This is a genomic window from Pantoea sp. GM_Pan_3, from assembly GCF_026541045.1.
Classification (GTDB): domain Bacteria; phylum Pseudomonadota; class Gammaproteobacteria; order Enterobacterales; family Enterobacteriaceae; genus Pantoea; species Pantoea anthophila.
In genome coordinates, this window is the sequence record NZ_JALNVA010000004.1 from 153,272 (window position 1) to 166,362 (window position 13,091).

Genomic DNA, 13,091 nt, shown 5'->3' on the forward strand with positions numbered 1-13,091 from the left:
CACAGGAGTCAGAGACATGCCTGCAATCAAAACCACATTACGTCGCCTGGCCGCGCCTGGCATCATCGCACTGGCCCTGATCAGCGGTAACAGCTTTGCGGATGCCGTTCGCACCATTAAGATCGCCACCGCAGCAGAGTCCAAACCCCTGTCATGGGGCGCAATCGGCCATGAGCCACAGGGCTACGAGCCGGACGTGCTGAGAGCGATCAACGCGAAACTGCCGCAGTATAAATTTGTGATGGAAGGCGCGGCGGATATCGCCCAGGAAACCGGTCTGGTGACCGGCAAATATGACATGGCGACGGGCGGATATTATAAAGCGCCTGCCCGCAGTAAACAGTTCCTGATCCCCGATGCACCGATCGGTGCCAGCCTGATGAAGATTTACAGTCGCAGCGACAGCAACATCAACAGCATGAAAGATCTGGTCGGTAAGAATATCGTGCCGGTGACCGCAGGCGGTGGTGTCTATAAGTTTGTCACCCAGTGGCAGCAGGAAAATCCGAACGACAAAATCACCATCAAAGCGTCCAGCGCGGGTGTGCCTTACCCGGATCGCCTGAAAGAGGTGCAGAACGGGAAATATGACGCGCTGATCCTGCCGTCAAATCTGGGTGAGCAGACGGTCATCGACAACCAGAAGCTGGCGATCAAAGCCAGTGAGCCGGTGGTGATTAACAACACCTATGTGCTGATCCACCGCTCCGCTGAGAATCAGGCGCTGAGTGATGACATCGCTCAATCGTTAAAGGCGCTGAAAGCGGATGGCACGCTGGATAAGCTGGCGCAGAAGTGGTTTGGCGAAGACGTGACGAAGTACATGAAGTAACAGATTCACTGCGCCCGGTGTCAGATCGGGCGCAGGCTGTCCTTTTTAGCAGGAGTGTTTCACCGTGAATCTATCCTCCATGATCCCAGAACTGCTGTCGGCGCTGCCTCTGACGCTCGGCATCATGTTTGTGGCGATGATTATCGGGTTCTTTCTGGCGCTTATCGCCACGTTTTTCCGCGTGCGCCGTCTTCCCGTGATCAGCCAGCTGGCCGATCTCTATGTCTCCTACGCGCGCAGCGTGCCCGTGGTGCTGCAGCTGTTTGTCGCCTTCTACGGCATGCCACTGATTACCGATAACTTCGGTTTTCGCGACTTTTTTACCGCCAACGTGGCGGCGATGATCGGCCTGAGCCTCTATCACGGGGGTTACCTGTCGGAAGTGATGCGCCCGGCCTATCTTGCGGTTGAGCGTGGTCAGCACGATGCCACCGACAGCCTGGGCTACAGCTTCCGCCAGAAAATGCTGCGTGTCATCGGCCCACAGGCGGTGCACTTTGCGCTGCCGGGCTACGGCAATGCCATTATCTATCTGATTCATAATGTGGCGCTGGTGATGTACATCGGTGCAGCTGATGTGATGGCAACCGCGCACCTGATTATGGAACGCGATTACAACCAGTATCAGTTCGGCACCTATCTGGTGCTGGCCGTGCTCTATTCACTGCTGTGCGGTGTGGCGTGGCTGGTTATCCGCTTCTTCGAACAACGTCATGCGAAGTACAGCGCTAAGTCTGCACCGCGCGTGAAGTTCACCACCAGCGTCTGAGCAGGGGAGAAAAACTATGTTTGATGCTGAGGTGTTACTGCCGGACTTCTGGAGCATTCTGGATGCGGTGCCGGTAACGCTGCTGATGGCAGTGACGGTATTCATCTGTTCGACGCTGCTGGGCGGACTGTTTGCCTTTATTGAGCATCAGCGCATCCCGGTGCTGCGGCAGCTGGTCATCGCCTATAAAATTGCCTTCAAAGGTGTGCCGATGGTGGTGGTGATTTTTCTCGCCTACTACGGTCTGCCCCTGGCGCTCCACTTTGTCGCCACGCTGTCCGGAATAGCGGTTAATGTTCACTCGCTGCCGAACTGGGTCATCATCATTGTGGCGCTCAGTGCCTGCGTAGCGGCGTTCCAGGCTGAAGTGTGGAAAGGCGCGCTGAATTCGTTCGACAGCGGTCAGTCGGATGCCGCCTTATCGCTCGGCTACAGCGGCGGACAGCTGTTCCGTCGGGTGATGTTTCCACAGATCATCGTGGCGGCAATCCCCGACCTGGCGAATGCGTTTATGGTGATCATGAAAGCCCTGTCGCTGGCGTTTGCCATCGAGGTGGTGGATATTTTTGCTCAGGCCCAGTTAACGGCAGCCCTGAACTTCTACTATCTCGAAGCCTTCCTGATTGCGGCAGCGTTCTACATGGTGATTGCCTATGTGGTCACGAAAATTGCCGACAGGATCGAGGCCGCACTCCGCGTGCGCACCTGATGATTATTGCGTTGTCATGAAAGGGCCGCCCGGTATATGCCACACCGGGCGGCCTGCATCGGTTAAACGCGGGATCGCCGATTTTAATCAAATGGGGCACTACGCAGGCCGGACTCTGGCTTTAGTGGGATGTCCGTCGCGGCCATCATCATGCGTGTGATCAGGATCGGGCTCAATCAGCACGATAAAATCCTCTCCTTTTCCGTCGCGCGGCAACGTAATTAAATCGCCTGCGCGGGGTTTCGCGTCAAAGTCATGCTCTTCTTCCACGCCTGTATCTTCAAAAACCACCGTAATTTTCATTTTCGCGTCCTCTTTCTGATGAGCTGCGTCGTGACCTCAGTATTCGCTGACGCTGACCAGAATAAGAGTAGCGCATCCTGAAAATAGCCTGAGCGGCCTGCCCGTAACACACTATCCTTTGCAGAGGAGGTGACTATGTGTGGACGGTTTGCGCAGTACAGCAGCAGAGATGAATACTTTGACGCACTGGGGCTGACGCCCGATGAGGTCATTTACGATCCGGAACCGATAGGGCGCTACAACGTTGCGCCTGGAACAAACGTCCTGCTGCTCAATGAGCGGGAGGAGGAGATCCACTTTGACCCGGTCAACTGGGGTTATGGTCCGGAGTGGTGGCACAAGCAGCCACTCATCAATGCGCGGGGTGAGACGGCTGCCACAGGGCGTATGTTTAAACCTCTCTGGGAGCATGGACGCGCCATTGTTCCGGCAGATGGCTGGTTTGAGTGGAAGCGGGACGGCAAAGCAAAACAGCCCTATTTTATCTGCCACAAAAAGCAGGAGCCGCTGTTCTTTGCTGCGATTGGCAGGGCGCCTTACGGCAGGGATCACGGGCGCGAGGGGTTTGTCATCGTAACGGCCGCGAGCAATCAAGGCATGGTCGATATTCATGACCGTCGCCCGCTGGTTTTGCGTGCCGATGCAGTACGCGAATGGCTGAGTGCAGAAACCACGCCAGAACGTGCGCAGGAGATCGCACGTGACGCAGCCTTACCTGAGACGGCCTTTACCTGGCATCCTGTTACCCGCAAAGTCGGCAACATTCATAATCAGGGTAAATCCCTGATTGAGGCGATTGAACCTGACTCAGTCGGAAACGCAGATTGAATTCATTTCCGGATTGCGTCCCGCGCCGCTGGCACAAATTCAGTAAAATGTAATTTCATCGATTCGGGATTGCTCCTGGCCCTCTGACAGATTGCCGCATTTTAAGGGAAGCGGTACTTTGCTGGCACAGTTCATTTATCTGCGATTCATAACAACTGCTGGCCCGGATTCAGGAAACGTCTAATGAAAATTCCAGCCTGACGTTTTTATCTCGGTCATGATTTTTATTTTTTGCCGCTTACGCTTTATTTCTGAAAAGCAGCCTGTGATTTTCTTCTTTTAGCGCCACTCTTGCTGATTTTATGCGTAGCATCATGCTCGTAAGATTATTTAACATGCTGATCAGGCAGCAGGTTATCTGAGTTATTGACGGGACTAAGAATCGTCTTAAAAGCTCATGGAAGAAACTATACAGTGAATTTTGGCCCGGTACAGATATCAGGGTGAAGCTATTGCTTATAAAGACTATATATTTATTTTTAATCGAAACGGGAATAATCAGCGCGATTATTCCCTGAAGAAATTAATAATAAAAAGTTGTGTTTAAACACCATTCAAACCACGCTTGTTGAGTCCTTAACATTTAAAGTGAGATGAATATGGAAAAGCACAGAGGCGGATCGGGTAATTTCGCAGAAAATCCCCAGCGGGCTTCAGAAGCAGGGCGGATTGGCGGAAAAGCCAGTAGTGGAAATTTTAAAAATAACCCTGAACGGGCCGTTGAAGCGGGACGTAAAGGGGGTTCAGTGAGCCGTCGCGGTAAAACGCAGGAAACCCGTGCCTGACTCCGCTATTGCTGCACGGTATTCAGATCTATTTTGTCCGGAACTTTGTGCCGTGCAGAGTTCATTTTCTCCCGCCCTGTTCAGGAGCACACAATGCAATATACAAAAACGGTGAAAGGGCTGCTGGCTGTCTCAGCAGTGGTGACCCTGTTCTCTACTGCCAGCGTGCAGGCTCAGACGCAGACAAGCACACCGCAAAGCGGTAATCCCGCCTCCTCCGCATCGAACGGAAAACTCAGCGCCGGCGACCAGAAAGCGGTTAAAGAGATGGCGCAGGCCAATATCAATGAAATTGCCGCCGCAAAAATCGCGCTCAGTAAGTCGCAAAGCGCTGACGTTAAGGCCTTCGCTCAGAAGATGGTTGCCGATCACGGCGCTGCCCTGACCAAAGTGCAGACGGTCGCTCAGCAAAAAGGGGTCGCGCTACCCACTGAGCCGGATGCCACCCATAAGGCGATGGCCCTGGAACTGGAAAAGCAGAGCGGCGGGGCATTTGACAAAATGTATATGGAAAATGCCGGCCTGAAAGACCATAAAATGGTGCTGTCAACGCTGGAAAGTGATGCTAAGACGATAAAAGATCCGGATGTAAAAGCGCTGGCCGACGCGCATACCCCGGTTGTTGAGCAGCATCTGAAATCTGCCCAACAGATGTCGCAGTAACCGGCTCAGGTTATTGAGTAAACAGCGTGCCGGGTGGGCAGGGCGTCCGGAAGAGTGGACGCCATTTGTCGCGATGTACCGGCCGGAAAAGACGCTGTCTGTAACTCCTGCTACGCCCCTCATCCAGCTTCCTCTCTGAAGCACAGATGATTAAAAGAAAGACGCAAAGTCGTTTGACACCTCAGCCTACCTACTAGTAGATTCATTGCAGGCCCGGCGCGATTTATGGGTTCATCGTTCTGTCAGAGGCAAAACGTGAAGGATGACGCGCGGATGAGCGTTGACGTTAATTTCTGCAATGTTGAGTGTGTTAATGAATAAATTTTCTCTTTCTGACCGTCAGAAATTAGCGCGTCTGGCGATAATCGCTGTCATACCGTTACTGCTGATTGCGCTCTTACTGTGGGCGGGTGGCTGGCTGGACAGGTCGCGGCTGACATCGGATAAGCTGGTCACGGCTTTAGAAAAGTCGGGCGGCAGGCATCCAGGCTTTCGCCGCAATCATGCTAAAGGCGTCTGTATTCTGGGCGACTTTTCGGCAAACGGTAACGCCAGTGCCCTGTCGCGCGCCGCGCTGTTCGCGCCAGGGGTGACGCCTGTGGTGGGTCGTCTGGCAATTGCAGGCGGCAATCCCCATGCGCCTGACTATACGGTGCCGGTGCGCAGCATGGCGCTGGCCTTTTATCAGAAAAATGGTGAACAGTGGCGAACCGGCATGAGTGCAATGCCGTTCTTTCCGGTCCAGAGCGTGGAGGGTTTTTACGATCTGCAGGCCGCGACGCTGCCGGATGCCCGAACGGGTAAACCCGATCCCGCTAAAGTTCAGGCTTTTGTGCAGCAGCACCCGGAGATCAAACGCTTTTTTGGCTGGGCAAAGCAGGCAGTGCCTTCTTCCAGCTGGATAAGCGATCGCTTTAACAGCCTGAACGCCTTTAATTTTATCGATGCCGCAGGCCATTCCCATCTGGTGCGCTGGAGTATGGTGCCGCACGCTGACTATCAGCCGATAGCGGTAAAAGAGAAGGGGGACGCTGACTTCTTACGGAACGATTTGCAGCAGCGACTGGCACAGGGGCCGCAGCAGTGGGACCTGATCATCACCGAAGCGGATGCAGGGGATAAAGGCAATGATGCGTCAGTAGCGTGGCCAGAAGACCGCAGGAAGATCACTGCCGGAACCCTCACCATCCATACGATGACGGCTCAGCAGGATGGCGCGTGTAACGACATCAATTACGATCCGCTGATTTTACCGGATGGCATTGCAGCCTCGGATGACCCGCTTCTGAATGCGCGTTCATCTGCGTATGCCAAATCTTATAATGCTCGCACCCACGAACAGGCCGGGGCTCACTGATGAAACAGAAAAACACTTTTCACCCGGCACTGCGCATCATCCACTGGCTGATGGCCGCGGCCATCATGGCAATGCTGTTTATGGGTGTCGCTATGGTCTCCACGGTGTCGTCATGGCACAGCCTGCTGGTGGCCATACATAAACCGCTGGGTCTGATGATTCTGTTGCTGGTTATTGTGCGGCTCTGGCTGCGCTTCACTACCGCTAAACCTGCGCTGCCGGCCACGCTACCGGGCTGGCAGAAGGGGGTAGCGCATCTGTCCCACTGGGCGCTGTATGCCATGATGCTGGCTCAGCCTCTCATCGGCTGGGCGATGCAGTCGGCCGCTGGTTATCCCATTACCCTGGGTAACCGGGTGCTGCCGGCCATTTTTCCTGTCAGCAACGACGCCTATGCTCTGCTGCGGCCGCTTCACAGCTGGGTTGCTTTGGCCCTTTTCATGACGGTGATGTTGCATCTTGCCGCTGCCCTGTTCCATGGGTTGATACGCCGTGATGGGGTGTTCAGCAGTATGGCTGGCCTGAGTAAGCGTAAAGGAGGCGCGCCAGGCTCGCTTGACAACCCGCATGGCGGTCAGTAGGTTCAGGGCCGTTTACCGATTTGCCGTTAATTGATCCCAACTGCCGGAGCATGCATGAGTACCGAACGTTCACAGAAAGCCGAAGAAATAATGCACCATACCCGAATGCTGCTCACCTCCGGCGGATATAACAGCTTCAGCTATGCCGATCTGGCTGAGCGGGTAAAAATCCGCAAATCCAGTATTCATCACCATTTCCCCGCCAAAGCGGATCTGGTGCAGGCGGTGGTGAGTGATTATCGTCAGCAGGCACAGACAGGCATGGCGGCAATCAGTCAGCACTTCGCCGGAGATGCCCTGGGGGAGATTAACAGCTATGTGAACTTCTGGGCCACCTGCATAAAAGAGAACAACTCGCCTTTCTGTATCTGTGTGATGCTGGCTGTGGAGTTACCGGTTTTACCTGAAGAGGTCGCTCAGGAAGTGACCGGACATTTTAGCGATCTCACGGAATGGCTGACCGCCGTGCTCGACAGGGGAAATAAGAGCCACGTTTTTAACCTGCAGGAAAGTGCAGCAGCAGAAGCGAAATCGGTTATGGCGACGGTACATGGTGCGATTATTGCTGCACGCGCTTTTAATAATCCCGACATATTTTTGCAAATTGTCGAACCGGTAATAAAACGATTACTGAAAAGTCACTAATCGCGTCCGGGTAAATAGCCGCTTTTGCGGCACCTGTTACTATTTTCCAGCTTTCATTTAAATTCAGCGCGCTGCTGCTGAATTTTATTGCGGGCTATCCATAAGAACGGTTAATTATCCCCGGTAATTACATTATCCGGAATCTCTGCCATGCATCCGCTGGCGGACCAGATCGCTTTTGTCTCAGCAAACACGAGGAAGTTATTTATGACGACAGTTCGTGCTCTGCCATCATTACCTGTTCTCTCTTCATTCTGTTTTAGAATGAGTAACCAGCCTGACGCCATTGCAGCCGGTTTTCAGACGCAGTTGCAGAATCAGGTCCGGCTTTCACTGGCTCAAAAGGTCCCACTGCCCGCCGGGCAAAAAATAGCAATCGCTGCCACTCCCCAGCGTACGCACATTGATGCCCTTCTTGCGCAACTGCTGGCGGACAGAAAGCGAGTCACAGAGGCCGTCTGCCATGCGAATGAGCATCGTGAATCTGCTTCATTGCCGTGCCAGCTGATGAATAAAAATGAACTCGCGTTGAGATGTGACGCTGACGTTTATTCACTGATCCCGGACGAGCCGTTTGTCTGCCCGCCACCTTACCCGCCAGGAAGTGTGAGCCCGTTAACGCCGATTGTTATCTGGACTGCGCCTGAGATCGTCCGGTTCCCTGCTTTGAGCCCCAGAGGAGGGCCATTGCGAATACGCAGTGTTCGTCTGATAAACAAAGCCGGTTATCGCCGGAGAGAAATTAGCGAAAACGACCTGAATGATATTGCCCCGTCTCACTGAAACGCCTGGCTCTGAGTCAGTCAGCGCCTGTGAAAGTATTTACCTTCATATCAAACCGGAGAGTTATTATGCAGACCCCTCAACCATCTATTACGCACGCCCAGAACCAATGGCTTCAGTCTTATTACTATATCCGTGCGACCGCATCTGTTATCTGGATTTTACTCGCGGTGTTGATTGGTAAAGATCATCCCGGCATCGGAGCCGTTCTCTTTATTCTCTATCCGGCCTGGGATGCCCTGGCAAATTATTTAGATGCCAGTAAGTCAGGCGGATTAGCGGTAAATCCACCGCAGAAATTTAACCTGATTGTGAGCCTGATTGTCGCGGCGGCCATTATCTGGTCACTCTCCGTCAGCATAAATGCGACCATCAAAGTCTTTGGTATCTGGGCAATATTTTCGGGCCTGCTTCAGCTTTCGGCGTCCCTCCGCCGCTGGAACTCTTCCAATGGGCAGTGGGCGATGATTTTAAGTGGTGCGCAATCTGCGCTGGCGGGCATTTTTATGTTCAGGCAGGCGAGCAGTGATATGCATCTGGATGTCACCACGGTTGCCCCCTACGCGGCGTTTGGCGTCTTCTATTTCCTGATTTCCGCCATCACGCTGACTCTTAAAAATGGTCGCAGGCGTAAAGTGACGGTGTAGCTACCTGACGCCGTCATGCACTGTCAGTCGGGTTCCGGGGCCAGCATCGTTTCTGCAAGATCAAGCAGGGCACGCAGCCGGTCCATATGACGGAGGTCCTGATGATAGCCTGCCCAGATATCCCTTGAAGGCGGCATATCTGGCGTGGCAATGCGCTGCAGGCCCGGCGTGGCGTCGCCCAGTGGCTGAGGCAGCACGGCGACGCCCATCCCGCGCAGGCACATCTGCGCCTGAACAGCCCGGCTGGTGCTTTTGAATGCCGGGGCCGACTGCGGAAACCGTTCCAGAAGCCAGGAAACGTCAGGAAAGTGTGACTGTGCGCTGTTCATCAGGATTAGCCCCACCGACGAGGGGGCGCTTAACAGCGCCTCCGCCTTCTCTGGCGTCCCGTAAAGGGCATAAGGCACGCTCATCAGACGTCGCTGAACGATGTCGGGATCGGTAAAAGGCACAATTCGAAATGCGACGTCGGCATCGCGGCGCGACAGATCGAGCAGGCGAAAGCTGGCGATCACCTCCGGCACGATCGCCGGATGACGGCGCGTCAGTTCGCTCAGAACCGGTGCCAGCACGTAGTTAGTAAACCACTCTGCCGCTGAGATACGTAAAATCCCTTCAAGGCGTTCATGATTTCCGGCCAGGCGTCGCTCCATCGCCAGCGCCGAATTTTCCATCGCTTCGGCCAGTTTCATCACGCCGTCACCGGCATCGGTCAGCACCAGGCCATCCTGTGTCCGGCGAAACAGTGCCTGCTGCGCCTCATCCTCCAAGGCCTTTATGCGGCGTCCTACCGTCGGATGACTCACGCCCAGACTCAGGGCCGCTTTCCCGTAAGAGCCGTTACGCATGACGGCTAGAAATACCTGAACATCACTCCACTCCACAGCCGCGCCCCTCCGTACAAAAATGAACATCGAATATACAAAAGTGTCAGTTCTCAAACAACTTTGAAGGTATCAACATAGCTTTTATCGGGTCGCCGCAGGCGTCTTTATCAGGAAGCTAACTATGAAGAGATTAAAAGACAAAGTCGCTCTTGTTACCGGTGGTTCAAAAGGTATCGGAGCCGCAATAGCCCGTCAGCTGGCCGCCGAGGGGGCGAAAGTGGTTGTCAGTTACCTCTCAGACAGAGAGGGGGCTGAGCAGGTGGTCGCCGCTATCGACGCGGCCGCGGGTGAGGCGCTGGCTGTGGCGGCCGATGTCACCAGCCAGGCCGGCGTTGAAGCTCTGGTCAGCACCACGCTCGCGCATTACGGACAGCTGGATATTGTGGTGAACAACGCCGGTGTTTATCAGTTCGCTGCCATTGAGGAGAGCACCGAAGCGCTCTATCGCCGCCAGTTCGACATCAATGTTCTGGGGCCGTTGTTAGTCACCGCGGCGGCCGTCCCTTACATGGGCAGGGGAGGCAGCATCATCAACATCAGTTCGTTTGTCACCCGCGTCTTCATCGCCGAAAGCGCCATCTACAGCGGGGCTAAAGGCGCGATAGATGCCATCACAGGGGTTCTTTCAAAAGAGCTCGGCCCGCGCGGCATCCGGGTAAATGCGGTCAATCCCGGTCTGATCGAAACAGAAGGAAGTCACAGCGCTGGCGCAATGAATTCAGTGTTTCAGACGTGGAATGAAGCGCAGACGCCGCTCGGCCGTATCGGTCAGGTGGACGATGTTGCACCGATCGTCTCTTTTCTCGCTTCAGAGGAAGCGGGCTGGATAAACGGTGAAGTGATACTGGCCTCCGGCGGTATGCGCTGATTGTCGCGCCGCTGGGCTGACAGAGGCGACACGCCCCTTCCGATCCCTTGCTTCATGTCCCTGACGGGGGACGTTTCCATTTTCTAAGGAGTGATTAATGTCCATACATCACATCCCGCAGGCCGAGCCACGTCGCTGGGCCATGTTTATCATTTTACTTGTCGGCGCTTTCCTGCCGCCGCTCGATTTCTTTATCGTCAACGTGGCACTGCCCGCGATTCAGCATGAACTGTGTACGTCATCCTCGGCGGAGCAGCTGGTGATCTCCTCCTATGCCGCGGTGTATGCGGTGACGCTGATTACCGGAGGACGTCTGGGTGATATTTATGGTCGTGGAAAGATGTTCTTTCTGGGGCTGATCGGTTTTGCCGCTGCCTCTGTGCTGTGTGGTTTTGCCTGGTCACCCTGGGTTCTGATTGCCGGACGCCTACTGCAGGGGGTGACAGCCGCCATTATGGCCCCGCAGGCGCTGGCTTCCGTTCAGGCTATTTTTCCTGAAGCGGAGAGACCGCTGGCGCTGAGTATTTATGGTGCCGTGTTTGGGCTGGCTTCTGTTATCGGGCAGGTGCTCGGGGGCATTCTGATTCAGGCCGATCTGTTTCATCTCGGATGGCGGGCAATTTTTCTGGTTAACCTGCCGGTAGCGCTGCTGGTTGTTGTTTTTGGCCTGCCGCTGCTGAAGGAAACGCGTGCATCCTCCGCTCAGCGACTCGATCCTGTTGGCACACTGCTGGCAACGCTGACGCTGAGCGCGCTGATTGTTCCGCTGATTGAAGGCCGGGAGGCAGGGTGGCCCTGGTGGACGTGGCTGCTCTTTGTGACGGTCCCGCTGCTGGCCTCGGCATTATGGCGTTATGAGCATCGCCTCAGCCTGAAGGGCGGAACGCCACTGCTGAATCCGACTGTGTTGCGCGCGCCGGGCCTGGGGCAGGGACTGGTCATCGTTCTGCTGTTCTATTCGATTGGGACCTTCTTTCTGTTGTTTTCAGTTTATCTGCAGGGCGCGCTGCATCTGAACGCGCTGACAGCAGGCACGCTTTTTCTGCCCTTTGGTCTGGGATTTCTGATCGGGCCATTGCTCACCCCTTACCTGAGACGCTTTGTCGGCAATCTGCTCAGCGCCATCGGGATGGGATGCGAGACCGCGGGACTGGCGGGGCTGGCCTGGCTGATCGCCACGACGCAGACAGGCCACTCTCCCGCCATGCTGCCGCTCGCGGCGCTCCTTTTCCTGACGGGGCTGGGTCAGGGGCTGGCCATGCCAACGCTGGTGCGGATGGTGACAGGCCAGGTTGCGGCGCCGTTTTCAGGGATGATTGCGGGCGTCACCAGCGCCGCGTTACAAATCAGCACGGCGCTCAGCGTGGCCGTCATCGGCGGACTTTTCTACAGCCTGCTCGGCAGTGATAAAAGTGCAGCCGGGATTTCGCAGGCGTTTATCGTTGCGCTTTTGACGATGGCTGGCTGCCTGGCGGTGGGAGCAGGGCTGAGTATCCGCTTAATCCGGCGCACCTCCGGGCGCACGGACGTCTCAGCCAGCGTTTCCCTTCCATCCCGCCGTCGCGGAACCGGTTAGTCATCCGTCGAGCGCGTAACCGTTTCCCAGCGATCGATCTCCGCACTGAGTGCCGTCAGCTTCTGGCGCACTAAGTCCAGGGCATCACTGCCCAGCAACAGATGAGCGGGGGGATTGTGGCTTTCAATCAGCGCCAGTATGGCCCGGGCAGCCTTTGCGGGGTTGCCGCGTTGCTTTCCGCTCTTTTCTTCACGGGCCTGACGGATGGGGTCGAATAATGCGTCATAGTCCGGGATCGTGCGCGCGCTTCTTACCATCGAACGCCCCGCCCAGTCTGTGCGGAATGAGCCGGGGGCCACAGCGGTAACCGCGATATTAAAGGGTGCCAGCTCTTTGCCTAAGGTTTCTGAAATGCCCTCTAATGCAAACTTGCTGCCGCAGTAGTAGCTGATGCCGGGCAGGGTGATAAAACCGCCCATCGAGGTGATGTTAATGATATGGCCGCGACGGCGCTGACGCATGCCCGGCAGCAGAGCCTTGATCATCGCGACCGCGCCAAAGACATTAACGTCAAACTGGTGGCGCATCTCTTCCAGAGAAGACTCCTCCATGATGCCTTCGTGGCCGTAACCGGCGTTGTTTACCAGCACATCAACTTCACCGAAGGTAGACTCAATCTCCCTGACCACCTCATCAATACGCTCAGCCTCTGTCACATCCAGCAGACGGCCTGCCGCACGCGCAGGATCCAGCGCCTCAAATGCCTCCAGCGCGGCACGGTTACGCACCGTGCCGATGACCCGATGCCCGGCCCTGAGTGCCTCCTGTGCCAGAGCAAGACCAAACCCGCTGCTGACGCCTGTGATCAGGATTGTTTTTGCCGTTGTCATAACCAGAACCTCCATGAATTGTCGGAAT

The 13,091-nt window shown here is 55.4% G+C and carries 16 protein-coding genes; 13 read left to right on the plus strand and 3 right to left on the minus strand.

What is annotated here, in order from left to right; translation table 11 throughout:
- Window positions 1–16: 16 nt before the first annotated feature.
- The 3 genes from OXR04_RS13420 (at window position 17) to OXR04_RS13430 (ending at window position 2,310) form a co-directional block, all read left to right on the plus strand.
- The gene (locus OXR04_RS13420) at window positions 17–832 is read left to right on the plus strand and encodes a transporter substrate-binding domain-containing protein (protein WP_046102723.1); all 816 of its coding nucleotides are present in this window, start codon (window positions 17–19) and stop codon (window positions 830–832) included.
- Window positions 833–911: 79 nt separating this feature from the next.
- A complete protein-coding gene (locus OXR04_RS13425) occupies window positions 912–1,601 on the plus strand; it encodes an amino acid ABC transporter permease (RefSeq protein ID WP_009092884.1) in 690 nt (229 codons plus the stop codon).
- A 16-nt stretch (window positions 1,602–1,617) separates the two neighbouring features.
- Window positions 1,618–2,310: an amino acid ABC transporter permease gene (locus tag OXR04_RS13430; RefSeq protein WP_267370822.1), complete on the plus strand. Its 693-nt coding sequence runs from the start codon at window positions 1,618–1,620 to the stop codon at window positions 2,308–2,310.
- A 99-nt stretch (window positions 2,311–2,409) separates the two neighbouring features.
- Here OXR04_RS13430 and OXR04_RS13435 read toward each other — a convergent pair whose 3' ends face one another.
- A complete protein-coding gene (locus tag OXR04_RS13435; protein WP_009092886.1) occupies window positions 2,410–2,613 on the minus strand; it encodes a hypothetical protein in 204 nt (67 codons plus the stop codon).
- Between the two features lie 135 nt (window positions 2,614–2,748).
- Here OXR04_RS13435 and OXR04_RS13440 point away from each other — a divergent pair, with 135 nt between their 5' ends.
- The 8 genes from OXR04_RS13440 (at window position 2,749) to OXR04_RS13475 (ending at window position 8,902) form a co-directional block, all read left to right on the plus strand.
- The gene (locus OXR04_RS13440) at window positions 2,749–3,441 is read left to right on the plus strand and encodes an SOS response-associated peptidase family protein (protein WP_111208779.1); all 693 of its coding nucleotides are present in this window, start codon (window positions 2,749–2,751) and stop codon (window positions 3,439–3,441) included.
- 593 nt (window positions 3,442–4,034) lie between these two features.
- The gene (locus tag OXR04_RS13445; RefSeq protein ID WP_071987831.1) at window positions 4,035–4,226 is read left to right on the plus strand and encodes a general stress protein; all 192 of its coding nucleotides are present in this window, start codon (window positions 4,035–4,037) and stop codon (window positions 4,224–4,226) included.
- A gap of 93 nt (window positions 4,227–4,319) precedes the next feature.
- The gene (locus OXR04_RS13450) at window positions 4,320–4,889 is read left to right on the plus strand and encodes a DUF4142 domain-containing protein (RefSeq protein ID WP_267370826.1); all 570 of its coding nucleotides are present in this window, start codon (window positions 4,320–4,322) and stop codon (window positions 4,887–4,889) included.
- A gap of 313 nt (window positions 4,890–5,202) precedes the next feature.
- On the plus strand, window positions 5,203–6,246 hold the full coding sequence (locus OXR04_RS13455) for a catalase family peroxidase (RefSeq protein ID WP_267370829.1): 1,044 nt from the start codon (window positions 5,203–5,205) through the stop codon (window positions 6,244–6,246).
- A complete protein-coding gene (locus OXR04_RS13460; RefSeq protein ID WP_267370833.1) occupies window positions 6,246–6,827 on the plus strand; it encodes a cytochrome b in 582 nt (193 codons plus the stop codon). Before OXR04_RS13455 ends, OXR04_RS13460 begins: the two co-directional genes overlap by 1 nt.
- Before the next feature lie 54 nt (window positions 6,828–6,881).
- Window positions 6,882–7,472, plus strand: coding sequence for a TetR/AcrR family transcriptional regulator (locus OXR04_RS13465; RefSeq protein ID WP_150029102.1), 591 nt, complete (start codon window positions 6,882–6,884; stop codon window positions 7,470–7,472).
- Between the two features lie 207 nt (window positions 7,473–7,679).
- Complete coding sequence (locus OXR04_RS13470; protein ID WP_267370837.1) at window positions 7,680–8,255, plus strand: hypothetical protein; 576 nt, start codon at window positions 7,680–7,682, stop codon at window positions 8,253–8,255.
- Between the two features lie 29 nt (window positions 8,256–8,284).
- Complete coding sequence (locus tag OXR04_RS13475) at window positions 8,285–8,902, plus strand: DUF308 domain-containing protein (protein ID WP_267370839.1); 618 nt, start codon at window positions 8,285–8,287, stop codon at window positions 8,900–8,902.
- Window positions 8,903–8,925: 23 nt separating this feature from the next.
- Here OXR04_RS13475 and OXR04_RS13480 read toward each other — a convergent pair whose 3' ends face one another.
- The gene (locus tag OXR04_RS13480; protein ID WP_111208772.1) at window positions 8,926–9,786 is read right to left on the minus strand and encodes a LysR family transcriptional regulator; all 861 of its coding nucleotides are present in this window, start codon (window positions 9,784–9,786) and stop codon (window positions 8,926–8,928) included.
- Between the two features lie 124 nt (window positions 9,787–9,910).
- Here OXR04_RS13480 and OXR04_RS13485 point away from each other — a divergent pair, with 124 nt between their 5' ends.
- Entirely contained in the window at window positions 9,911–10,657 is a 747-nt protein-coding gene (locus OXR04_RS13485) for a glucose 1-dehydrogenase (RefSeq protein ID WP_267370842.1), read from the plus strand.
- 97 nt (window positions 10,658–10,754) lie between these two features.
- On the plus strand, window positions 10,755–12,233 hold the full coding sequence (locus OXR04_RS13490) for an MFS transporter (protein ID WP_267370845.1): 1,479 nt from the start codon (window positions 10,755–10,757) through the stop codon (window positions 12,231–12,233).
- Here the strand turns inward: OXR04_RS13490 and OXR04_RS13495 are convergent.
- Window positions 12,230–13,063, minus strand: coding sequence for an oxidoreductase (locus OXR04_RS13495; protein WP_267370847.1), 834 nt, complete (start codon window positions 13,061–13,063; stop codon window positions 12,230–12,232). The genes OXR04_RS13490 and OXR04_RS13495 overlap by 4 nt on opposite strands.
- Between the last annotated feature and the right edge of the window lie 28 nt (window positions 13,064–13,091).